At 59.7% G+C, this 21,555-nt stretch carries 19 protein-coding genes; 10 read left to right on the top strand and 9 right to left on the bottom strand.

All coding sequences use genetic code 11. The annotated features are described in order from the left end of the window. Nucleotides 1–414 precede the first annotated feature (414 nt). From DS839_RS12180 to DS839_RS12170, 3 genes are all read left to right on the top strand, one after another. Nucleotides 415–1,455 carry an ABC transporter substrate-binding protein gene (locus DS839_RS12180; RefSeq protein WP_119270597.1) on the top strand — a complete coding sequence of 347 codons (1,041 nt, stop codon included), beginning with the start codon at nt 415–417 and terminating at the stop codon, nt 1,453–1,455. Between the two features lie 207 nt (nt 1,456–1,662). Next, nucleotides 1,663–2,898 (top strand): ABC transporter permease, encoded by a 1,236-nt coding sequence (locus tag DS839_RS12175; RefSeq protein ID WP_119270807.1) that lies wholly within the window; start codon nt 1,663–1,665, stop codon nt 2,896–2,898. Nucleotides 2,899–2,903: 5 nt separating this feature from the next. Further along, the gene (locus DS839_RS12170; protein ID WP_119270806.1) at nt 2,904–3,737 is read left to right on the top strand and encodes an ABC transporter permease; all 834 of its coding nucleotides are present in this window, start codon (nt 2,904–2,906) and stop codon (nt 3,735–3,737) included. On the opposite strand, the gene DS839_RS12165 is transcribed toward DS839_RS12170, so the two are convergent. From DS839_RS12165 to DS839_RS12135, 7 genes are all read right to left on the bottom strand, one after another. Continuing rightward, nucleotides 3,734–4,810 carry an ABC transporter ATP-binding protein gene (locus tag DS839_RS12165; protein WP_119270596.1) on the bottom strand — a complete coding sequence of 359 codons (1,077 nt, stop codon included), beginning with the start codon at nt 4,808–4,810 and terminating at the stop codon, nt 3,734–3,736. The genes DS839_RS12170 and DS839_RS12165 overlap by 4 nt on opposite strands. A gap of 491 nt (nt 4,811–5,301) precedes the next feature. Then, a complete protein-coding gene (locus DS839_RS12160) occupies nt 5,302–5,892 on the bottom strand; it encodes an HdeD family acid-resistance protein (protein ID WP_119270595.1) in 591 nt (196 codons plus the stop codon). 145 nt (nt 5,893–6,037) lie between these two features. After that, a complete protein-coding gene (locus DS839_RS12155) occupies nt 6,038–6,244 on the bottom strand; it encodes a hypothetical protein (RefSeq protein WP_119270594.1) in 207 nt (68 codons plus the stop codon). A 13-nt stretch (nt 6,245–6,257) separates the two neighbouring features. Further along, nucleotides 6,258–7,025 (bottom strand): DUF2092 domain-containing protein, encoded by a 768-nt coding sequence (locus DS839_RS12150; protein ID WP_368911552.1) that lies wholly within the window; start codon nt 7,023–7,025, stop codon nt 6,258–6,260. Between the two features lie 303 nt (nt 7,026–7,328). After that, complete coding sequence (locus DS839_RS12145; protein WP_119270592.1) at nt 7,329–7,967, bottom strand: response regulator; 639 nt, start codon at nt 7,965–7,967, stop codon at nt 7,329–7,331. Nucleotides 7,968–8,447: 480 nt separating this feature from the next. Beyond that, a complete protein-coding gene (locus DS839_RS12140; protein ID WP_162918472.1) occupies nt 8,448–9,380 on the bottom strand; it encodes a DUF2950 domain-containing protein in 933 nt (310 codons plus the stop codon). Nucleotides 9,381–9,420: 40 nt separating this feature from the next. Further along, a complete protein-coding gene (locus tag DS839_RS12135) occupies nt 9,421–10,809 on the bottom strand; it encodes a DUF3300 domain-containing protein (RefSeq protein WP_119270590.1) in 1,389 nt (462 codons plus the stop codon). 880 nt (nt 10,810–11,689) lie between these two features. Between DS839_RS12135 and arcD the strand changes: the two genes are divergently transcribed. Genes arcD through arcC form a run of 4 tightly spaced genes read left to right on the top strand, consistent with a single transcriptional unit; the run spans nt 11,690 to nt 16,426 of the window. Beyond that, complete coding sequence (gene arcD / locus DS839_RS12130; protein WP_119270589.1) at nt 11,690–13,168, top strand: arginine-ornithine antiporter; 1,479 nt, start codon at nt 11,690–11,692, stop codon at nt 13,166–13,168. 42 nt (nt 13,169–13,210) lie between these two features. Next, complete coding sequence (gene arcA, locus DS839_RS12125) at nt 13,211–14,440, top strand: arginine deiminase (RefSeq protein WP_119270588.1); 1,230 nt, start codon at nt 13,211–13,213, stop codon at nt 14,438–14,440. 40 nt (nt 14,441–14,480) lie between these two features. Continuing rightward, a complete protein-coding gene (locus DS839_RS12120) occupies nt 14,481–15,485 on the top strand; it encodes an ornithine carbamoyltransferase (RefSeq protein ID WP_119270587.1) in 1,005 nt (334 codons plus the stop codon). Between the two features lie 2 nt (nt 15,486–15,487). Then, nucleotides 15,488–16,426, top strand: a complete 939-nt coding sequence (gene arcC / locus DS839_RS12115; protein ID WP_119270586.1) for a carbamate kinase — start codon at nt 15,488–15,490, stop codon at nt 16,424–16,426. Nucleotides 16,427–16,550: 124 nt separating this feature from the next. Here arcC and DS839_RS12110 read toward each other — a convergent pair whose 3' ends face one another. Both DS839_RS12110 and DS839_RS12105 read right to left on the bottom strand, forming a co-directional pair. Then, on the bottom strand, nt 16,551–17,198 hold the full coding sequence (locus tag DS839_RS12110; RefSeq protein ID WP_119270585.1) for a MarC family protein: 648 nt from the start codon (nt 17,196–17,198) through the stop codon (nt 16,551–16,553). A gap of 286 nt (nt 17,199–17,484) precedes the next feature. Continuing rightward, nucleotides 17,485–18,801 carry an amino acid permease gene (locus tag DS839_RS12105; RefSeq protein ID WP_119270584.1) on the bottom strand — a complete coding sequence of 439 codons (1,317 nt, stop codon included), beginning with the start codon at nt 18,799–18,801 and terminating at the stop codon, nt 17,485–17,487. A 215-nt stretch (nt 18,802–19,016) separates the two neighbouring features. Here DS839_RS12105 and DS839_RS12100 point away from each other — a divergent pair, with 215 nt between their 5' ends. The 3 genes from DS839_RS12100 to DS839_RS12090 all read left to right on the top strand — a co-directional run bounded on the left by DS839_RS12100 (nt 19,017) and on the right by DS839_RS12090 (nt 21,536). Continuing rightward, the gene (locus DS839_RS12100) at nt 19,017–20,303 is read left to right on the top strand and encodes a porin (RefSeq protein ID WP_162918471.1); all 1,287 of its coding nucleotides are present in this window, start codon (nt 19,017–19,019) and stop codon (nt 20,301–20,303) included. 90 nt (nt 20,304–20,393) lie between these two features. After that, entirely contained in the window at nt 20,394–20,594 is a 201-nt protein-coding gene (locus tag DS839_RS12095) for a hypothetical protein (RefSeq protein WP_119270582.1), read from the top strand. A 66-nt stretch (nt 20,595–20,660) separates the two neighbouring features. Then, a complete protein-coding gene (locus DS839_RS12090; protein WP_119270581.1) occupies nt 20,661–21,536 on the top strand; it encodes a metal-dependent phosphohydrolase in 876 nt (291 codons plus the stop codon). Nucleotides 21,537–21,555: the final 19 nt, after the last annotated feature.

Here is a 21,555-nt window from a genome sequence, read left to right as displayed (position 1 = left end):
AATCATGATTGGACCCCGCTGTTCACCGCCCCCAACGGCGTCGATGCGGATTGGTTCCTCAATTGTCGGCGTGCGCCCGCTCTCGCAGCCGGACTTAACAAAAGATAAGGCGCGAGTTCCTTGTTTGAACAAAGATGATTTGTCCCAAGCCGTCGCGGGACAGAAGCCTGCCGTGACCTCCTCAGGTGGTCCGGCAGGCTTTCTCCATCTGGAGCTTGCGTCTTTCAGGTCATTGTGCTGATCGCTCGCCCCAGCGGGGCGGTTCGAACGCGGATCCCTAACCGATTGATCGGCATGGATTTATCCGAAAATCAGGTTATGATTGACTGGCGACTCCAGTAGTGAATACTGGCCCTCGCTTAACCATCAGAAGAGAGTGGCGCGAATGTCCGTGCCCTCCAGGGAGGTTGCCAAATGAAAATCAAACTGTTCTCTGCTGCCTGTTTTCTCGCTGTGCTCTCGCTGCCGTCACTGGCAGCGGACAGCGTCACCGTCGTGTCATGGGGCGGCGCCTATCAGGACAGCGTCCGCAAGGCCTTCTTCGAACCCTATATGAAGGAATCGGGCGAGAAGATCGTCGAAGAGGAGTTCAACGGCGAGATCGCCAAGATCCGCGCCATGGTCGAGACCAACAACATCACCTGGGACGTGGTCGAGAACGACTCGATGACCACCATCGCGGCTTGCGCCGAAGGCATCGTCGAGAAGATCGACTGGGACAAGCTCGGCCTGAAGCGCGACGATTTCGTCAGCGCCGATGCCAGCGAATGCGTGGTGCCGAGCATCCTCTATGCGACCGTCCTCGCCTATGACACGACGAAGGTGAAGGAAGCGCCGACCTCGGTCGCCGCCTTCTTCGATCTCGAGAAATATCCCGGCAAGCGCGGCCTGCAGAAGAGCCCCTTCATCAATCTGGAATGGGCCTTGATCGCCGACGGCGTGGATGTCAAGGACGTCTACAACGTCCTGTCGACGCCCGAAGGCGTCGATCGCGCCTTCGCCAAGCTCGACACGATCAAGAAGGACGTCGTGTGGTGGGAAGCGGGCGCCCAGCCGCCGCAACTCCTCGCCGACGGCCAGGTGATCCTGACTTCCGCCTGGAACGGCCGCATCTATTCGGCCGCCAATGTCGACAAGAAGCCCTTCAAGGTGATGTGGGAAAATCAGGCCCTCGACTGGCAGGGCTGGAACGTCGTCAAGGGATCGAAGGTCCGCGACGCCGCCTATAAGTTCATCGCCTTTGCCGGCCGTGCCGACCGCCAGGCCGACCAGACCAACTACATCTCCTATGGTCCGGGCAACAAGCAGGCGATCGCCGATACCAACCCCAAGATCACGCCCGATCTGCCGACGAATCCCGACAATCTGAGCAAGGGCTTCATCGTCAACGCGAAGTTCTGGGGCGACAATATCGACGCCTTGCGCGAGCGCTTCAACGTCTGGGTTGCGCAGTAAGAGTGAGCAAAAGCTCTCCAACTTCCCCCTCTCCCGTTGCGAAGCAATGGGAGAGGGTGCCCGAAGGGCGGGTGAGGGCTCTTTGCCTGCAAAGCAAATGCTTTTGAAAGCTGGACACGCTGCACGAAAGAGCCCTCATCCGGCCTTCGGCCACCTTCTCCCACGCGTGCCGCGCGGGAGAAGGGGAATATTGTTGCGATGCCCACGATGACTGAGGCCACCCTCACAGCCGCCCCCAGACTGCCGTGGCAGTTCGCCGCCGCCGAGCGAAAGGGCCACCTCCGCGCGGCCGTCCTCGTGCTGCCTCTGCTGCTGTTCGTGATCGTCACCTTCGCGACACCGGTCGTGCTGCTTCTGACGCGTGCCGTCTATGATCCGAGCATCGCCGAGACGTTGCCCACGACGATTGCCGCCTTGCAGAACTGGGACGGCAAGGACTTGCCCGATGAGCAGGTCTATGCGGCGCTGGCCCAGGATTTCAAGAAAGTCGCCCAAGACAATACCGCGGCCTTCGTCGGCAAGCGCATGAACTATGAGATATCGGGCATCCGCAGCAAGATCATCGGCTCGGTGAACAAGTCGACGGAGTTCACCGGAGCGCCTTACAAGGAGCAGTTCATCGCCGCCGACAAGATATGGGGCGACCGGCTGGTCTGGGCCAAGATCAAGCAGGCCGGAAGATCCTTCACCGATTTCTATCTGCTGCGCTCGCTCGATCTCGAGCGCAATGCCGACAACGGCATCGTTTCCGTCCCCAAATCCCAGGCCGTCTATGTCAATGTCCTGGCGCGCACCTTCTATATCAGCGCGCTGGTGACCCTCATCACCCTGGCGCTCGGCTATCCCGTCGCCTTCATGCTGGCGCATGCGCCGAACCGCCTGGCCAATATCCTCCTGATCTTCATCCTGGTGCCGTTCTGGACGTCACTACTGGTCAGGACCACGGCCTGGTTCGTGCTGCTCCAGGATAACGGCCCGGTCAACGGCCTCATCCAGTACCTGAACTTCTCGGAAGGGCCGCTCAAGCTGATCTTCAGCCGGTTCGGAACCGTGACGGCCATGGTCCATATCCAGCTGCCTTTCACGCTCTTGCCGATCTATGGCGTGATGAAGGGCATATCGCCGTCCTATATGCGCGCCGCGCGGTCGCTCGGCGGCGGGCCCTTCTATTCGTTCTTCCGGGTCTATCTGCCGCTCACGCTTCCCGGTATAGGCGCCGGCTGCCTCCTGACCTTCATTCTCTGCCTCGGCTACTACATCACGCCGGCGCTGGTCGGAGGCGCCGCCGACCAGATGGTCAGCGGCACCATCGAGAGAGCCATGAATCAGGAGAACAACTGGGGCAAGGCCAGCGCCTTGAGCGCCATCCTGCTGCTCGCGACCATTGTCCTGTTCTTCATCTATAACCGCATCGTCGGCATCGACAAGGTGAAGCTCGGTTGAACATGATGCTCAAACCCGCCCCCTATGCCATGCCCGCCGAGAAAGCGCTGTTCTATGGCGGCTGGGTCTTCACCGGGCTGGTGCTCCTGTTTCTGGTGGCGCCGATCCTCGCCATCGTGCCCTTGTCCTTCAATGCCGAGCCCTATTTCAGCTATCCGATGCCGGGCCTGTCGCTGCGCTGGTATCAGGATTTCTTCGGCAATCCGCGCTGGACCGGCGCCTTCCTGCTCAGCATCAAGCTCGCGGTCGTGGTCACCATTGCCGCGACGGCGCTCGGCACCATGGCGGCGCTGGGCCTCGCCCGGACGCATCTGCCCGGACGCAGCGTGATCCTGGCCGTCATCCTCCTGCCGCTGATCGTTCCGGTGATCGTCGTCGCCGTCGCCGTCTTCATGTCTTTCGGCTATTTCGGCCTGATCGGCACTTTCACAGGGTTAGCCTTGGCTCACACGGCACTCGCGGTTCCCTTCGTGGTGATCGCGGTGACCTCGACGCTCACCAATTTCGACTGGTCGCTGCAGCGCGCCGCGCAAGGATTGGGGGCAACGCCCTTGACCGTTTTCCGCAAGATCATCCTGCCGCTCATCCTGCCGGGCGTCGTCACCGGCGCGCTCTTCGCCTTCGTCACCTCCTTCGACGAGGTCGTGGTGGCGCTGTTCCTGTCGAGCGCCGAGCAGCGCACATTGCCGAAGCAGATGTTCAGCGGCATCCGCGAGATGATCAGCCCGACGATCACCGCCGCCGCGACGGTTCAGGTGGCGCTCTCGATCTGCCTTCTCATCGGCGTCGAATTGCTGCGCCGCCGCTCCGAGAGGCTGCGCGGCATGACGCCGAGCTAAACGTCGTCGAGGGCGCGGCAATCCTCGGGCGCCCAGCCGATCTTCACCTTCATCCCTTCCTTGAGCGCGGGGCGCTCGGTGTTGTTGGGGATCTTGACGATGAAATCGGACTGGCCCGCCACCTTGAGCCTGGTGCGGACATGGTCGCCGAGATAGATGAGCTCCTCGATCGAGCCGTCGATGATATTGGCGGTGCCGTTGGTCGTGGGATCGATCTTCACCCGCTCCGGACGCAAGGAGAGAAGCGTGCGGTCGCCCTTCTTCGCGACTTTCACCGCCGAGGCGTTCACCACCTCGCCCGAATCGAGCCTGACCGTGCAGGATCCGTTGCCGGCGATAGTCTCGACGACGCCGGGCAGCCGGTTGTTCTCGCCGATGAACTGGGCGACGAAGGAATTCTGCGGGCGCTCATAGAGCTCGGCCGGGGTCGAGAGCTGCTGCACGACACCGTCATTGAAGACCGCGATGCGGTCCGACATGGTGAGCGCCTCGGCCTGGTCATGCGTCACATAGACGACGGTGATGCCCAAGCGCTCGTGCAGATGGCGGATCTCATACTGCATCTGCTCGCGTAACTGCTTGTCGAGCGCGCCCAAGGGCTCGTCCATGAGCACGAGATCGGGGTCGAAGACCAGAGCGCGGGCGACGGCGATGCGCTGCTGCTGGCCGCCGGAGAGCTGGCTCGGGCGGCGATTGCCGAAGCCCGGCAGCTCCACCATCTCGAGCACCGTCTTCACCCGGCTCTCGATCTCGGCCTTGTCCAGCCGGCGGACCTGCAGCGGAAAGGCCAGGTTCTCATTGACTGTCATATGCGGGAAAAGCGCATAATTCTGGAACACCATGCCGATGCCGCGCTTGTGCGGCGGCATGCGGTTGATCGGCTGGCCGTTCAGGAAGATCTCGCCGTCGGTGGCGGGCTCGAAGCCCGCGAGCATCAGGAGCGTCGTGGTCTTGCCCGAGCCCGACGGGCCCAGCATGGTGACGAACTCACCCTTGGCGATATCCAGATTGAGATTCTTAACAACCAGAGTCCTGCCGTCGTAACTCTTCTGCACGTTCACGAAGCGGACCATGGGGTCGCCGCCGGACACGGAAGCCGTTGTCGTCAATTTCCCTCCCTCAGGGCTTTATGGTTCTGGTTCGAGAGGATAGGCCGGAGCCGGCCAAAAAGGAAGCCGCTCGCCGTTTGCGCCCCGCATGACCGCCTGCCCTGGCGGCACGGAGATTCCGGGGTAGCAAGGAGGAATGGACCGTGCTGTGGGTTCTCCCACCCGGATGCCTTCCGGGGTCCAGGTGGGAGCCCTTCGCGGGCGGCCTTTGCGAGTGGGCAACCAGCACCGCGATCTGCTTATATGCATCCCCCGAAGTTCTGCTTGCGCATTCGCTAAAATGCTCGAGATTCCGCGTATCATTCTAGGGTTGAAGGGCGGTTGTGAGACCTAGTAACTTTGCGAGGGAGGGGGACGAAATATTACTAGCGTTCCGGTATCGCGCCACCCGATGCAGCTACCACAGAATCGGACCAAGAAGTGCGAAGCGGTTTGCGCCAACCTCGCGCCACGTTCTAATCGCTTAGGAAGGCGCTTTGGTCGCTATCGACAAATTCCTTGCGCAGCCGGTAGGCCGCCGCGATCAGCAGCACGCCGAAGACGATGGCAAAACTGCTGATGTGCCAGACCAACGCGACAACGCCTTCGTCCGACTGGTATATCAGCATGGCGCCAAAAATGATCGCGACCCACCCGCCCAGAAAGTAGAACCACTCATGGGAGGTCACCTTGAACAAGGCGATGCCGCCCGCAATCTCGCAAAGGCCAAGGACGACGGCCCAGACGGCGATGCAGTAAAGCAATGTCTGCGCCGACAGACCTGGCCATAGGAGCGCGAAAAGACCGGCGAGGATGCCGCAAACACCGATCAAAGCGAGCCACAAGTTCGCTCCAATGCTGGGTGCGCGATAAGCCGAGACCAGGGCGATGGTGCCATCGACGAGCGCATAGATCCCAAAGAGGATCGCAAGCATCGCCAAAGTCATGTCCGGCAGGAGCAAAGTGATCTCGCCGAGTGTCACGACCCAAAATCCGCGCAGCAATGGAATCCATGGACGCCCGACGAGCACGTGCCTCGACGCCGCGCCGCGAACCGTATGATCCATGGCCCCACCACAGCAATAGTCTTACTCGGCGACAAGTTGGACTTAGGCCCAATACCGAGAAAGCCTGTGGTTGCAATTCCCTAATAGTTTTGCCTACTTGGAGTGGAGTGTCGGTGGCCGAGTGGAGGGCTGAATGTCTACAGAGCTAGCAGTTGTAGACCCCAGCGGCGCACCGCCGTACCGTCCGGCGCGTGACGCCGGCAACGCTCATCGGCGTCAGCGGTCGACCGACCCTTGCTTGCGCAGTTGGAATCGAGATTCCGCGACCGGGCCCAATCAGCAACTCGCCGACATTGAATGAAAGCATGCCGACGATGGTGGCGCCGAGCACGATCACAATACGCTTCAGCATTGCGGTGACCTCCTTATTTGTTCACCAGAGCGCTCGGCAGTTCGTCGACATCGGGAAATTCACCTGGCTTCAGCTTTCGCGCCTCTGCCGGCGGCGTGAAGGCAAAATCGTCGGCTGCGACCTCGGCTCCCGTCTTCCAATCCCGAATGTCGACCGTATATTGCGGCCACCCTTTGACGTCCTTGGTGGTCACGACATAGCGGCAAGGGTAGGGATGGTCACCTTGCGCGATCCAAATCTGCCAATCCACGTCCTTTGCCCGGAATGCAAAATGATCGCACTCCACACCCCGGATCACGCCGCTTCCAACATCCCTCACTTCCGTTGCCAGGGGCATGAGCTGACCGTAGACGTCGGACATCACCAGGTCCGCTCCCGACAGCGGGCGATGAAATTTGTCCCGCATGACGTCGACCAGGTTGTCGATGGTGCCGGGTATATCGGCCTGAGCGTATAGATTCGCATCCTTGCCGAGCAGCGAGACGGTCCTTCCGTCAAAGACCAGCTCGACATCGGCGAACCCACCTTTACGCGTGGCACGAAGCTTGTCAGGACGGTTGAGCGTCACGCTGCCGGAGCTTGCGAAGGCGATCTTCTGATCGTCTTTGGTAACGACCTCGAGGGTGGTGTCGAGGTTGAATGAGATCTTCTGCTGCGAGGCCATGTAATCCGACATCGCCTTGAACAGCTGCTTGGCCTGTGCTTCATCCGCTCGAGCTGCCGGCATGGCCGTGATCATCGATAGGGCCAGCACCACGGACGTGATTCTGAGCGACGACATCGTGCGATCCATTTGTTTGCGTTGCTTGCCTTCTGAGCAGCCCATAAGGATCAGCTCTACGGACCTTCACTTTACGTGACGAGAGCTGAGCTTGAGACCTCGTAAGTTTACGAGGGGACCGGGTGAAAAATTACTGGCGCAGTTTGTTCGCGCTCATTCACCTATGTTATTTCCGGATGCCGTCAGCAGATGCATCATTTCGGCTGCGGGAGCGAGCCATGGAAGCGCAGGTAATCATTCTTTTCTCGACAATCGGGCTATTGCTGACCTTGCTGGCGATCAAGGCGGAGTAGTTTTCTCCGATCAGATGGTCACCACGCCGTGCTTGATCGCAAAGTGAATCAGCTCCGCATTGCTGTGCAGCCCGTGAGCCTCCATCAGCTGATATTTGTGAAACTCGACGGTGCGCGGGGATATTGCAAGGCTTATCGCAATTTCTTTCGCTGAACGGCCTTCCGCCAGCAGCCGCAGGATCTCGAGCTGTCGCGCGGTCAGCAACTTGGCGGCATCGTCGATGTTCGATGATTTGTTCCCCTGTCGCAGCAAGTCGCCGGTCAGCGCAGGTGTTATGAAAGTCTGACCCTTGAGCGCGGCGTGAATGGCCATGACGAGTTCAGCGGTGGCGGAGTGCTTCACCACAAAGCCGTGAGCGCCGGCGTCGAGCGCCCGACGCGCATAGGCTGAATCCTGGTGCATCGTCAGAAAGACGACCTTGATGTCCGGATTGTCCTTTTTCAGCTGGGCTACGGCATCGATCCCGTTCACATGCGGCATCGATATGTCGGCCACTACGACATCGGGCTTGAGCGTCCTGGCGGCGGCGATCAGCGCACGTCCGTCTTCAACCATGCCGACCAGCTCGAAATCATCGGCAAGAAGGCCCTTCAGCCCCTCGCTGACGATGCGATGGTCGTCAGCCAACAGGACGCGTGGACGGCTCATTGCTTTGCTCCTCGCCCGGCTGGACATTGTTGTAGCACGAAGAACCGCACGGAGCGAGCCGGCTGCGCGAGGCGGCGCAGTATCAAACACCCCACCGGTCCCAGGTGCGATCCTATTCAACGGCGTCTCTCAGATGTGACTTTCGAGGCAAGTCAAGTCGACCCTCTCAGGATACGAAAAAACGCCCGGCAGCCAGGAATTCCGGACGCATTTCTTTCGATCTTGATATTCTCCAAATCCTGCCGTTTGGCCCACGATGTCAACAGAAAAGTGATTGTTAAACTCAAAAGAATAGCCCTTCGGCATAATGGAAGCGTGGCAAGCGTCAGTGGAAGCAGACAGCGCTGGTGCCTTGCGGAGGAGGACCTGGATGAGGCGCAGAAATACAGAAACGTCTAAGAAATAAAGCGCATCGCCAGAGTTGGTGATGCGCTCGCTGATGCAATGCTGACTCTCATGGACGATTACAGTCCCAGCATTCTAGTTCGGGACCTCATTCCAGGTCTTGTCGGGGTTGAAACGCTTGATCTGTTGGACAAGCTTCGCCGTATTGGGGCCAAGGTCCTTCTCATAGACCGTGCCGTGATGGCTCACGAGGAAGGTCTTTATCCCGGTTTCGCCATAGCGCGCCGGCCACGCCACCAGCGCATATCCGGCAATCATGTTCCCATTGATCACATAATCATATCGGCCGCCGGCAACATTATTCCCTTGCCCGCCCAGAATACGGAACCGATATCCGAAATAGCCCTGGTCCGCGGGAGCGCCGGTTTGCCCGAGCTTCGCCTCCTCTACAAATCGACCGGCAGGACTTTCTCCGTCATCATCAGCGGGCCAATAAAGCCCGTCATGCGCTCCTTCAGTGCTCATGAGTTTCTGCGCGAATTCCAGCACATCGTCATCGTCGCGATCCTCGCTTGCGTAATCCTGCTGCGCCGTAATGTAGTTGCGGGAGTTTTCGATGGCTTCGATCTCGTTTTCGCCTATGCGCCGGACCAGTATCTCCTCAAGGCCTTCCTCGGTGTTGAACTGCCAGCCCTTCGCGCTCTTCACCAGCGGGAACGGAAATGGCCATAGCAGGTTGCCAAGCAGGATTTCGCGGCGATCGGGCTTCGTCTCCTTGACTTCGACCTTCTCCTTCGTGGCGGTCTGCAGCTCAGTCAACCGCTTGTCGAAGTCTTCCGTCTTGGCGATCTCCTTGGCATCGAGCCCGATGATCTGCGCCAGGCCAGGCACGTCCTTCGCGATCATCTTGGCCTTGAACGCCTCGACGGCCTCTGCCGGTTCCTTGAATGTTTGCGGCTCATCGCCGAAGAACCTCTCGATCGACGGCGCGGCGTCGGCCGAGGGAATGCCGGCGGCACCCCAGAGCAGCGTTGCCGTGAAGAGGAGGATTGAAGTGGTGCGTCGCATGGTCAGTCTCCTGGAATCGGTATGGATCAGGATGTGATGCTCAGCGGCGGCCGCCGCCTCTGCCGCCCCTGCCGCCCCTGCCGCCGCCGCCGAAGCCGCCGCGGCCACCCATCGGGCGCCTTATCTTCGGGCCGCCGCCATAGCCTCCTCTGCCGCCTCCGCGGCTGAATTGTCCGCGCTTCGAATACTGCTTGGCGCTGCGGCCTCGGCCGTAGTCACCCAGGCCGGACATCTGCTTGGGACGCCGGTCGACTTTGGAGGCGGGGCGCTGTGCGGCCCGGTTGCGAGTGCTGCTTGCCTTCTTTCTCTGCGCAGCCACGTTCCTGGCACCCTGGGACGGCCTGGTGCCTGCCCGTTGCGAGCCCTGGCCCGCTTTACGGTCCGCAACATTGGCGGGTCGTTGACGTTGCCCTTGGCCTTGCTTCTTCAGGCCCTGCTTCACGTCCCGCCTTACATCCTTGCCTGTGATCCTATTGCCGCCAGCGGGCAAATTCGAAACACGGTTTCCGCGGTTGCCGGCCTTGCGGTCAAGCCGATCGAAATTATTGTTCCTCAGCCGGTTATTGATCGAGTTGCGGTCGAATTTGAAGTTGTTCTTGTTCCACTGGTTGAAGTTGTTCCTGTCCCAGTGCTCGAGACGATTGCGGTCAAAATCAAAATCACCGTCGATATCGATGTCGACATCGACGTCACCGCCCCAGGAATGCCAGTCATCCCAGTCGATCGCCGCACCCCAGAACGCGCCGGTGATGAATCCGGGCCAATAGGGTGCGTAGGGATAATAATAGGAAGGGTAGGGGTCACCGTAATAGACGGGGGGCGGAGCGCTTTCCTCGTAGACATAGGTCGGGCTCAGAATGGCCGGGTCATATGTCGGCACATAGGTGGCTTCCTCCTTCGCCGGTGCGATGATCACATTGTTGTTCTCTTCTTTAACGGTAATCTTGCTGTCTGATTTTATGATGCGATTTGCCACCGCCCGGTCGCGCAACTCCTGGATAGCCACCAACAGATCTTTCTGCTGGGTCTGGACCGCGTTGCCCAACTGCTCTGTCCATTTGAGGTCGTCATTCATCATCTTGAGGACGTCCGGATAGTTGAGCAGCGCAATAACGCTGCCGTCCCAATCCGGGTCCGGTTTCAGGTCTGGCTTGCTCTTGACGTCGGAGAGGTAGCGATCGGCCTGGATGAGCTGCAGCGGATAAAGCGAGGAGGCCATGACAAGCGCCACCAGGTCATCCGGATAAAGCGCAATGCGCGCCACGAGGGTCTCAAGCTCTTCGGCTGAGAGAGGTTGCTGGCTGGCGTCGGCCGCGGCGGACGTTGCGCTGGAGTCCTGCGCCGACAGGATCACGGGATCCTGGGCCATGAAGATCATGATCGTCGCAACGGTCATGCCAATCGACTTGATCTGGCGGCTGAGAGACATGCTTCGACCCTCCGAACGATTGCCAATAGCGAGGCTGCCGATCAAACCAGACGCGTCGGAATGGCTAATCTTCACAGCCTTGAGCCAACGAGTTGCCTCGACAACAAATGATGGCGGTCACGGCGTATCCGCATGCGCAGGCCGAATCTTCGCCTGTGTCATGACAAGGGTTGTCGGTGCCATCCAAACATCTCATACTTGCTGTTTCGATTTTACTATACAGTCGTAGAAACGTCGTGAGACCTCGTAATTTTACGAGGAGAATGATCTGGTTCTCGGCCATCTTTGAATAGCGCGCTCACCCTGCTGCATGCAGGATACAATCCCCGGCGCCAGGCGGGAGCCGCAGCGCCGGGGGCGGGCTCGACCAGGGTCACCAAGTCGCAGACCTACGGCCTGATTGAAGTGTCTGGGCGCTCACCAGGCCGCGAGGCAAAGTCTCGTCCAAATCGCCAATCACGCAAGCTGGTAAAATTACCTGCAAAGCTGTCGGCGGTATTACGAGTGTCATTCACCCACCGCGCGTGCCTCGCTCGCAGGAGTTGCATCGCGTTCAACATCAGCAGTGCATGCGGCAAACCTGCCCAGCGAAGTTTCCCGAACAAGGCAAAGCCGTATCAGCGATGCCGGCTCGTCCTTCTCTTGCCGATCGAAGCAACCCGCGCATCAGTAATAATTCATGCCGCTACCTCGCAAATTTACGAGGTCTCGCGCTGTCTGCGCTGATGTAGCTTCAGACCGGAATGGCCGGCCCAGTCCTGAAAGCCGGTGGAGTTGCCTGATGCTGAACCGGTGACGTGACGCATCCGCTCAAGGCGATAGCGATGGCTCGCTTTGGCCGCCTGATGCCGTCAGCGCCGGCGCGGCTGGGGAGGGAACCATGACTGCGACTGACACCGAACAGGCGATCGAAGCGCGTTCCACCGAAACACAGAAACTCTCTCTCATCCCGCTGATTGCCCTCGTCATCGGCTCGATGATCGGCGGCGGCGTGTTCAACCTGCCCTCCGACATGTCGAAGGGCGCCTCACCGGGCGCGATCCTTATCGGCTGGCTCATCACCGGCTTCGGCATGCTGATGCTCGCCTTCGTCTATCAGAACCTCGCCACGCGCAAGCCCGAGCTCAATGCCGGGCCCTATGCCTATGCGAAGGCGGGATTCGGATCGTTCGTCGGCTTCAATAGCGCTTGGGGCTACTGGCTCAGCGCCTTCCTCGGCAACGTCGCCTATGCGGTCGCCATCTTCTCGGCGCTATCCCATTTCATCCCGATGTTCGGGGATGGCAATAACCTCGTCTCGATCATCGGCGCATCGATCTGCCTGTGGCTCATTCACCTGCTGGTGCTGAATGGAATCAAGCAGGCAGCTTTCGTCAATATCGTCACAACGATCGCAAAACTAGTGCCGCTGTTTCTCTTCGTCCTCGTCGCCATCGTGGCATTCAACTGGGACAAGTTCACCTTCAACTTCTGGGGCGAGCCCGACTCCCAGGGCGCGGGCGGCCTTGGATCGATCGTCAATCAAGTGAAGAGCACGATGCTGGTCACCTTGTGGGTGTTCATCGGCATCGAGGGAGCGAGCGTCTATTCGGCGCGAGCCGCCCGCCGCTCCGACGTGGGACGGGCCACGGTCATCGGATTCCTCGGCGCGCTCGGCCTCTATGTCCTGGTCTCGCTGCTGGCAACCGGAGTGCTCAGCCAGCCCGAACTTGCCGGACTCAAGGTGCCTTCAATGGCGGGGGTCTTCGAGCCTCTGGTCGGCAGCTGGGGGGCGGCACTGATCAACATCGGCCTCATGATTTCCGTGGGCGGCGCCTTTCTCTCATGGACGCTGCTGTGCGCCGAAATCCCCTACACCTGCGGGCGCGACGGCACATTTCCGCGGTGGTTCGCGTTTGAAAATGCCAACGGTTCCCCCGCCAATTCGCTATGGGCGACCAACGCTCTCATCCAGCTGTTCCTGATCGTCAGCTACTTCTCCAAGGACGCCTATCAGTTCTTTTATTTCATCGCTTCTGTCGCCATTCTTCCGCCCTATGTCCTCTCCGGCGCTTATGCCTTGAAGCTTGCGGCCAGCGGAGAGACCTATTCCCGCGACGGTGGTTCGCGCAACAGGGACATGTGGATTGGCGGCCTGGCCACCGTCTACGGCCTCTGGCTCGTCTATGCCGCGGGGCTCACTTACCTGCTGATGTGCGCCGTTTTGTTTGCGCCCGGCATTCTGGTCTACGCCATAGCGCGGCGCGAACGTGGCGAATCTGTGTTCAAGGGCTTCGAGATTATCGTGGCCGTGGTGATCGTGCTGCTTGCTGTCCTGGCCGCCTACTTGATGTGGACCGGCAAGATCAGTCCGCTGTGACCGCTGGATAAAGACGTCCCATTCAAGCTCTGGAGAATGTAAATGCGAGAGTATGGAGTTCATTCGGAAGTCGGAAAGCTCAAGACGGTCATGGTGTGCAGGCCCTCGCTCGCCCATCAGCGGCTCACTCCCGGCAACTGTCACAGCCTTCTGTTCGATGATGTCATCTGGGTGCACGAAGCGCAGAAGGATCACTACGATTTCACCCTGAAGATGAAAGAGAGAGGGGTCGAGGTTCTGGAACTGCATGATCTTCTGGCGGAAGCGCTCGAGGACAAGGAGGCTCGAAGTTTCGTTCTCGACCGACAGATTACCGAGAATGCCGTGGGGATTCAGGTTGCGTCATTCATGCGAAGCTGGCTCAATGAAATTCCGGCCAAGCAACTGGCGGTCTTTCTCATAGGCGGCATCGCCATTTCCGATCTTCCCGACGGAAAAGCCAAAACACTGATGAAAACGGCCTTCGGCGACAGCGACTTCGTGCTCCCCCCGATCCCCAACACGTTGTTCCAACGCGATCCGTCCTGCTGGATCTACAATGGGGTAACCTGCAACCCGATGTACTGGCCGGCCCGCAGGCCGGAGACGCTATTGCAGCGCGCCGTCTACAAATTCCATCCCATGTTCAAGGGCGGAAACTTCAAGATCTGGTGGGGCGATTCCGATAGCCACTATGCCAATTCCACCATGGAAGGCGGCGACGTGATGCCCATCGGCAAGGGCGTCGTCCTCATCGGCATGGGTGAGCGAACCACCTATCAAGCGGTGGGACAGGTCGCCCGAGAGCTGTTCAAGGCCAAGGCGGCGACACGGGTCATAGGCTGCCTCATGCCCAAAAGCCGGGCCGCCATGCATCTCGACACGGTGTTCAGCTTCTGCGACCGCGATCTCGTGACATTGTTCGAGGAAGTGGTCAGCCAGATCCGTTGCTACAGCCTCTATCCAACCGACGGCAATGGCGGCATCGAAGCGCGGCAGGAAGACAAGCCGATGCTCGAAGTGGTCCGCGATGCGCTGGGCCTCAACAAGCTGCGCACGGTCGGCACGGGTGGCGACGCCTATGAAGCCGAGCGGGAGCAGTGGGACGACGGCAACAACGTCGTGGCGCTGGAGCCCGGCGTGGTCGTCGCCTATGACCGCAACACCCATACCAACACGCTGCTGCGCAAAGCAGGCGTGGAGGTGATCACGATCCGTGGCGCCGAGCTCGGCCGGGGCCGGGGCGGCGGCCATTGCATGACCTGCCCGATCTGGCGCGAGCCCGCCTATTGAGCACCCATCCGACAATCACGCTGAATGATGGAGCAGAGAGATGAGCCTTAATCTTCGCAACCGGTCCTTATTGACTGTCCAGGACTACACGCCGCGCGAATTCCGCTATCTCCTCGACCTTGCGCGCGACCTCAAGCGGGCGAAATATGCGCGCACCGAGCAAAAGCATCTCGAGGGCAAGGAGATCTGCCTGATCTTCGAAAAGACTTCGACCCGCACGCGCTGCGCCTTCGAAGTCGCCTGCTACGATCAAGGCGCCCATGTCACGTATCTCGACCCGAGCGGATCGCAGATCGGCCACAAGGAATCGTTCAAGGACACGGCGCGCGTGCTCGGGCGCATGTATGACGCCATCGAATATCGCGGCTCCGCCCAGAAGGGCGTGGAAACGCTCGCAAAATTTGCGGGCGTGCCGGTCTATAACGGCCTCACCGACGAGTACCACCCTACTCAGATGATTGCCGACGTCATGACCATGCGCGAGCACAGTGAAAAGCCGATCAGCGAGATCAAATATGCGTTTCTCGGCGACACGCGCTCCAACATGGGACATTCGCTGCTGATCGTGGGCTGCCTGATGGGCATGGATGTGCGCATCTGCGGCCCGAAGAAACTGTGGCCCTCGGACGAGTATCAGTCGATCGCCAAGGATCTTGCCAAAAAATCCGGCGCGCGGCTGATGATCACCGAGGATACCGCCGCCGCGGTCAAGGGTGTCGATTTCATCCATACCGATGTGTGGGTTTCGATGGGCGAGCCCAAGGACGTGTGGAAGGAACGCATCAAGCTGCTGACCCCCTACCAGGTGAACGCCAAGCTGATGAAGGCGAGCGGCAATGCGCAGGTGAAGTTCATGCACTGCCTGCCTGCCTTCCACGACACCGAGACCGTGTTGGGCAAGCAGATCGCCAAGGACTACGGGATGTCGGATGGACTCGAAGTGACGAATGAAGTCTTCGAGTCGGAAGCGAATGTCGCCTTCGAGCAGGCGGAAAATCGCCTGCACACGATCAAGGCGCTGCTGGTGGCCACGCTGGGAGACTGATCATGCGAGTGGTGATAGCGTTGGGCGGCAACGCGCTCCTGAAGCGGGGCGAACCGATGACCGCGGAGACGCAGCGGAACAACATCAAGGTCGCGGCACAGGCGATCGCGCCGATCGCCTCCGAGCATCAGGTGGTGATCAGCCACGGCAACGGCCCTCAGGTCGGACTCCTGGCGCTCCAGGGCGCTGCCTACAAGCCGGACGAGGCCTATCCGCTTGATGTCCTCGGCGCCGAAACCGAAGGTATGATCGGCTACATGATCGAGCAGGAACTCGGCAATTTGCTTCCCTTCGAGGTCCCCTTCGCCACGCTGCTCACCATGGTGGAGGTCGACGGCGACGATCCCGGGTTCAAGAACCCGACAAAATTCGTCGGGCCCGTCTATGAGAAGGCCGATGCGGATCGCATCAAGGCGGAGAAGGGGTGGGTGTTCAAGCAGGATGGCGCGAAGTGGCGGCGCGTCGTGGCCTCGCCGGCGCCCAAACGCATATTCGAGATCCGGCCCATCCGCTGGCTGCTGGACCACAAGACGATCGTCATTTGCGCCGGCGGCGGCGGCATTCCGACGATGTATGAGAAGGGCGCCGACAGAAAGCTCGTGGGCGTGGAAGCGGTGATCGACAAGGACCTGTGCTCGGAGCTTCTGGCCAGAGAACTGGGCGCCGACCTCTACATCATGGCGACCGACGCGACCGCGGTCTTCATCGGCTACGGCACGCCTGAGGCCAAGGCCATACATGAGGCAAATCCGGACGCGATCTCAAAGCACAGTTTCCCGGCGGGATCGATGGGACCAAAGGTCGACGCGGCCTGTCAGTTCGCCAGGAAAACGGGGAAATCCGCCGCCATCGGCGCGCTCGCCGACATCCCGGAGATCGTGCGTGGCAAAAAGGGCACGATCATCGACGGAAAGTTCGCCGGCATCAAATGGCACAGTTGAACTAAAGCGCGATGGCTTTAGATCGAGTCGCCATCGCGCTTTGTCTTTTTTGTTTACGCATGATTTTTCCGGAAAACCGGGATGGCCGGGTTTAACCCGGCCACAAGCTTTTCCGGATCATGCTTTAGTGACCGGTCGTGGCAATGATCCCGAGAGAATTTAGTCCGTAAACCATCAGTTGGACAGCAACCGCGGTCAAGAGAATCCCGAACACAACTTCAGAGACAACCAAGCTTACGGGGCTCATGCGCTTCGACAACTTGTCGATATTGGCAAAAACCAGATAGTCCAACGCGCCAACCAGCAGGACTAGCCCCAAGACAAGTCCGGCACTCGCAATCGAGACGACTTCACCGGACGAAACAATCAGCAACGTGATACCCACAGGGTTCAGCAGATAGGGTATCGCGAGCGGATAGATCGCGATGTGCTTCGGATCCTCTGGGCCCCCTGCTTCCGCCTCCTCGACCTTTTTGCCCGGGCCTGACACCATATTGATGGCAAGGATCGCAAAGATGATCGAGCCCGCGACTGCGACGGCGCCGCCGGTAATGTGGAGGAGGCGCATGAGGAACCAACCGGTGGCGAACAGGATGACGGCCGTGACCACCGCCGTCATAACCATCTGCCGTCCCACTGCCCGTTGTGTCTCTGCATCGAGGTGCTTGGTCTTCTCGAGAAAAGGGACCAATGCGATCTTGGGACCCATACCGATCAGCAAGAGGATAAGGAGCTTCAGCACGAGTTCGACGTCGATCACTGAGAAATCCATGGTGAGGCTCCCTTAGGCAAATTTGCGGGACTGACGACCGGTTGCCGTAGCTGCCAAATCTAATCGGCCGCTACTGTCATAGGCAAGGGTCGTGGTGACGGCGTTCATAGGGTAGTTGAGGGCAGTGGCGCTCCAGCCGGGACGCAGCTGCGGATGGATTCGCACTACGCAAGCTGGGGTAGGGTTGATGTTACGAAGCAATCTCCGCAAGATCCAAATCCGGACCTCGTGTGAGTTGGGTTCGGCGACGACAGGCGGAGTTTTCTTGGCCATATCAGTGCACGACCTAGCTTAAGGTAGCTGGCATGATGCGACGTAGCCAGACATAGAAGGGAACGCCGAGAAGCAGCAAGACCAGGCCATAAAGAACCGGTTCCGCTCCGCAGCCGATCAGCGTGAATATCGCAAAGATGAAGGCGACGATTTCAATGACCGTCACACGCGGGATGGCTGCGCCTTTACTGACGCGTTTTGCCACGAGGCTTCCGGCCAGCGCGCAGAAGGCATAGGGGATCACCGCCGTCATTGTGCCGAGGCCGACAACGAGTTTATAGAATGCCGCAAAGCCCTCCGAGCCCGCGGCTTGGGTCAATACCAGCACGGTGGAGAAAAGGGCCGAGACGACAATGCCGATTGCCGGCACATTTCGGGCCGAAAGCCGGCTGAATACGGGTGGAAAGAGTCCGTCATTTGCCGCTGCCATCGGGACCTGGCCCATCAGCAGGGTCCAGCCGTTGAGCGCGCCGATCGACGATATGATGACGGCGAGCGACACCGCTATCCTGCCCACCTCTCCCCACATGATTCCGGCCGCATCGGCGAAGGGGGCAACCGACTTCACAAGCTCCGCACGAGGAACGATGCCCATCACCGCCACTGTACCGAGAACGTAGAGCACCGCCGCGATCGTGATGCCCAGCACGGTTGCAAAAGGAATGGTGCGCGCCGGATTTCGCACGTCGCCGGCAGGAACCGTCGCCGATTCGAGGCCCAGAAACGCAAACATGGTGACGGGCGCGAGCGCGGCGGTGGCTCCGATGATCGACTGCCCGCTCGGGTTGAACTCCGCGAAATTCGATATATCGACGTAAAGAAGGCCGAATATGGCCACAGCCGCAAAAGGCAGCAGCTTGGAATAGGTCGTAAGCTCGGCGAAGAGACCGGCGGCGCTGACGCCGCGAAGGTTCACAAGCACGACGGCCCAGATGGCGCCAAGGGTGAGCACCACAACCACGATGCGACCATGGAGCGACGGGAACAGCTCGATCACAGCGCCGGCAAAGGCGATGGCGATGATGGGCATGGTGGACCAGATGGAAATCCAGTATCCCCAGGCAATGAGAAAACCGGGAAAATCGCCATAGGCAAGACGAGTATAGGCATAAGGCCCTCCCGTCGTCGGGGCGAGCCGGGCGAGTCTCGCAAACACCAGGCCGAGACAGGCGGCACCCAGGCCCATGATGATCCAGACCAGGACAGCAAGATTGCCGTAGGGCGCCACGATGGCTGGGGAGAGGTAAAAGCCGGAGCCGACCATGTTGCCGACCACGATTGCCGTGCAAGCCGCAATGCCAAGGCTCTTGCCATTCGCTTTAGCCGACATCCCGAACCCCAGTGCCCTCGCTGTACACATATGCCGCCGGATGCGGGACATTGTGCACCAGTAATATTTTGTGGCGCTACCTCGCAAATTTACGAGGTTTCAGGGGGCCTCGTATGAAGTAGATTTCGCTGGGTACGCCTGCCGCGTTGCATCTGCGGCGATTTGAGTCTGCCTGAAGCTATCGGGTGCATCGCAGATCAGGCTCGGAGGGGAGCATGAAGGGGTTGTCGCGCCTCCTTTTGGGAAGTGCAGCGTTGGTGTGGGTTGCCGGGCTGGCTCGGGCTGACGAACTGAGTTCCCTGAAAGCTGAGATCGAGTCGCTCCAGTCGCGTATTTCGCGGCTGGAAGCGCAGCCACAGGCTTCTGTTCCCGCCGGCTATAGTCTTTTGTCTATCCGCGGCGGTCAGACCTATATTGAATACTCTCGTCCGGGAAAAAAAGACGATGTGATTCCGGAAGACTCCGGTTTCACCTTGTCGGTCGTGCCGGCCGCGGATGCTGCTCCGACGGCTGAGGTCAGCGTTTCGGCCGAACTTCGTACAGCCTTGTTGTATACGGATTTCGAGAATGACGACAATGCGGACATCGCTTTGCGTGCCCGTCTTGTCGTCCAGGGCAAGACCGATACGGCGGTCGGCGAGGTCGGTGGCTATTTCCGTCTCAAAGCCGAAGGCGGCGGCGATTTGTCGGATTATTCCGAGGAAATCGAGATGCAACGAGCCTTTGGCTGGTGGAAGTTTGCCCCCAACTGGCAACTGCTCGCAGGGCAAGAGGACGCTACCGCGACCCTGGTGACAAGCTGGGACTTCTATGCCGCCACGGCCCCGACGCGCAGTTTTGGGCCTTCCGACGCCTATAATGAACAGATGCGGCTGACCTATACCCGGGATGCCTGGTCCTTCGCCTTGGCGCTGGAAGATCCGGACTATGACACGGACACGGTGACTTTTCTCGTGCTGTCCGAACCAGGTCCGGTGCTTACGGAGCAAACGGAAAACGATGCCAAGAACGATATTCCGTCGGTTCAAGGATACGCTCTGTATTCGGGCGACGGCTTCACGGGCCAAGTTGTGGGACTGTGGCAGTCAGACAAGGACGGTGCCGATGACTGGGCAGCCGGCGGCGGTGTCGTGATCGGGCTTGGCGAGGGCTTCGATTTGTTTGGCGCGGCGGTGATCGGCGAAGGGACATCGGTCTATGCCAACAATCTCGCGCCGCTCAGCACCGATGACGAGTTTTGGGCGGGAAGTGCGGGCATCCTCGCCAGTCTCACCGAAGAGACGCGGATCGAGCTCGGCATTGGTTATGAGGACTATGAAGAAGCGGGCGAAGCGTTGGGCGTCGGTGGCGGCATCTATTGGAGTCCCGTGGCCATCGTGACGCTTGGTGCCGGAGTCACGTATGTCGACTTCAACGACGCCTTCGTCAATGACGAACCGACGGATGACAACAGCCTGCAAGTATTCTTCGGTGTTTGGTTGAAGGGATTGAAATATCAATGAGGGTGCGACGTCTGATGTATCTTCGCTGGCATCCGAGCGCTCGCGCGGCATGCTTTGGTGAAAACGTTACCTTGGGAGTGTGGTGAGACCATGCCGCTGAAACCGGACGAAGTGACCGAAGCTGTCGAGTATCTGAGGACCCTGTTGGCGGAAAAGAGAGGGCGCCTGCGCAAGACCGGCGCCGAGCTTGATTACACGGCAAAGCGTGACGCTGTCCTCGCCGTCAAGGACCGCTATCCCGGCCTCTCGGACGACCAACTGCACGTCGTGATGCAGCAAGCTGACGAGTAGCTTGCCGACTTGGCTTGCCTAAACGAAGCCTCTTGTTTGCGCCGTGAATTCGGATCATGGTTGGCGATGCTCAATCCGGCGACGATATTCGCTGAGGCCTTCGCCGATCATCTCGCAAGCCTCTACGACCGCGCCTATGGGCGACGCGAGCCGCGTTTTGCCAACACGATACGCGAAGGCGCAAGTCTCATATTCGAACGCCTGAGCTTGAGCGATGCGCTCTATCACGATGCGGAGCACACGGCTTTGGTGACGCTGGTCGGCCAGGATATCCTGCGCGGACGCCGATTCAAAATGGATGTCTCGCCTGAGGACTGGCTCCATTTCACTATCGCGACGCTTGCGCACGATATTGGCTATGTCCGAGGAATTTGCAGCGGTGACAAGGAGGGCGCCTATGTCATCAATGAGCGGGGTGAGGTCTTCTCGCCTCCGGCGGGCGCTTCCGACGCGAGCCTTGCACCCTATCATATCGATCGCTCCAAGATCGCCGTGCGCGAGCGTTTCGCGTTACATCCGATCATTGACGCTGACCGCATAGCACGAGCGATCGAGCTGACGCGTTTTCCGGTGCCGGAGGATAGCGATCACCGCGAGACGGACACCGAGGCCGGCCTGGTCCGGGCTGCTGATCTGATTGGGCAGCTCGCCGACCCCTTCTACCCCCGGAAACTGAATGCTCTTTTCCATGAGTTTGAAGAGATCGGCTGCAACGAAAGGCTCGGCTATGGGACTCCCGCTGACATCGCGGACAAGTACCCCCTATTCTTCTGGACCAAGGTCGAGCCCTTCGTACTGGATGCGCTGAACTATCTCGCCCTGACGGTTGGAGGCCGGCAATGGATCGCGAACCTGTATTGCAATGTGTTCGAGATGGAACATAAGATCAGAAAAATGGGGCCAGAAGGCAACCGGACTCGCGACAAGCAAAAGAGCCCCTGAACATTCCCTGATTGCTTCC

This window comes from Taklimakanibacter deserti, from assembly GCA_003574785.1.
Note: the sequence above shows the minus strand (reverse complement) of the source record. Positions and strands in the feature narration are given on the sequence as shown.

Bases quoted from the DNA above. Each gene is read 5' to 3' on its own strand.
- DS839_RS12180 (WP_119270597.1), top strand. From the start codon at position 415: ATGAAAATCAAACTGTTCTCTGCTGCCTGTTTTCTCGCTGTGCTCTCG.
- DS839_RS12175 (WP_119270807.1), top strand. From the start codon at position 1,663: ATGACTGAGGCCACCCTCACAGCCGCCCCCAGACTGCCGTGGCAGTTC.
- DS839_RS12170 (WP_119270806.1), top strand. From the start codon at position 2,904: ATGCTCAAACCCGCCCCCTATGCCATGCCCGCCGAGAAAGCGCTGTTC.
- DS839_RS12165 (WP_119270596.1), bottom strand. From the start codon at position 4,810: ATGGTCCGCTTCGTGAACGTGCAGAAGAGTTACGACGGCAGGACTCTG.
- DS839_RS12160 (WP_119270595.1), bottom strand. From the start codon at position 5,892: ATGGATCATACGGTTCGCGGCGCGGCGTCGAGGCACGTGCTCGTCGGG.
- DS839_RS12155 (WP_119270594.1), bottom strand. From the start codon at position 6,244: ATGCTGAAGCGTATTGTGATCGTGCTCGGCGCCACCATCGTCGGCATG.
- DS839_RS12150 (WP_368911552.1), bottom strand. From the start codon at position 7,025: ATGTCGTCGCTCAGAATCACGTCCGTGGTGCTGGCCCTATCGATGATC.
- DS839_RS12145 (WP_119270592.1), bottom strand. From the start codon at position 7,967: ATGAGCCGTCCACGCGTCCTGTTGGCTGACGACCATCGCATCGTCAGC.
- DS839_RS12140 (WP_162918472.1), bottom strand. From the start codon at position 9,380: ATGCGACGCACCACTTCAATCCTCCTCTTCACGGCAACGCTGCTCTGG.
- DS839_RS12135 (WP_119270590.1), bottom strand. From the start codon at position 10,809: ATGTCTCTCAGCCGCCAGATCAAGTCGATTGGCATGACCGTTGCGACG.
- arcD (WP_119270589.1), top strand. From the start codon at position 11,690: ATGACTGCGACTGACACCGAACAGGCGATCGAAGCGCGTTCCACCGAA.
- arcA (WP_119270588.1), top strand. From the start codon at position 13,211: ATGCGAGAGTATGGAGTTCATTCGGAAGTCGGAAAGCTCAAGACGGTC.
- DS839_RS12120 (WP_119270587.1), top strand. From the start codon at position 14,481: ATGAGCCTTAATCTTCGCAACCGGTCCTTATTGACTGTCCAGGACTAC.
- arcC (WP_119270586.1), top strand. From the start codon at position 15,488: ATGCGAGTGGTGATAGCGTTGGGCGGCAACGCGCTCCTGAAGCGGGGC.
- DS839_RS12110 (WP_119270585.1), bottom strand. From the start codon at position 17,198: ATGGATTTCTCAGTGATCGACGTCGAACTCGTGCTGAAGCTCCTTATC.
- DS839_RS12105 (WP_119270584.1), bottom strand. From the start codon at position 18,801: ATGTCGGCTAAAGCGAATGGCAAGAGCCTTGGCATTGCGGCTTGCACG.
- DS839_RS12100 (WP_162918471.1), top strand. From the start codon at position 19,017: ATGAAGGGGTTGTCGCGCCTCCTTTTGGGAAGTGCAGCGTTGGTGTGG.
- DS839_RS12095 (WP_119270582.1), top strand. From the start codon at position 20,394: ATGCCGCTGAAACCGGACGAAGTGACCGAAGCTGTCGAGTATCTGAGG.
- DS839_RS12090 (WP_119270581.1), top strand. From the start codon at position 20,661: ATGCTCAATCCGGCGACGATATTCGCTGAGGCCTTCGCCGATCATCTC.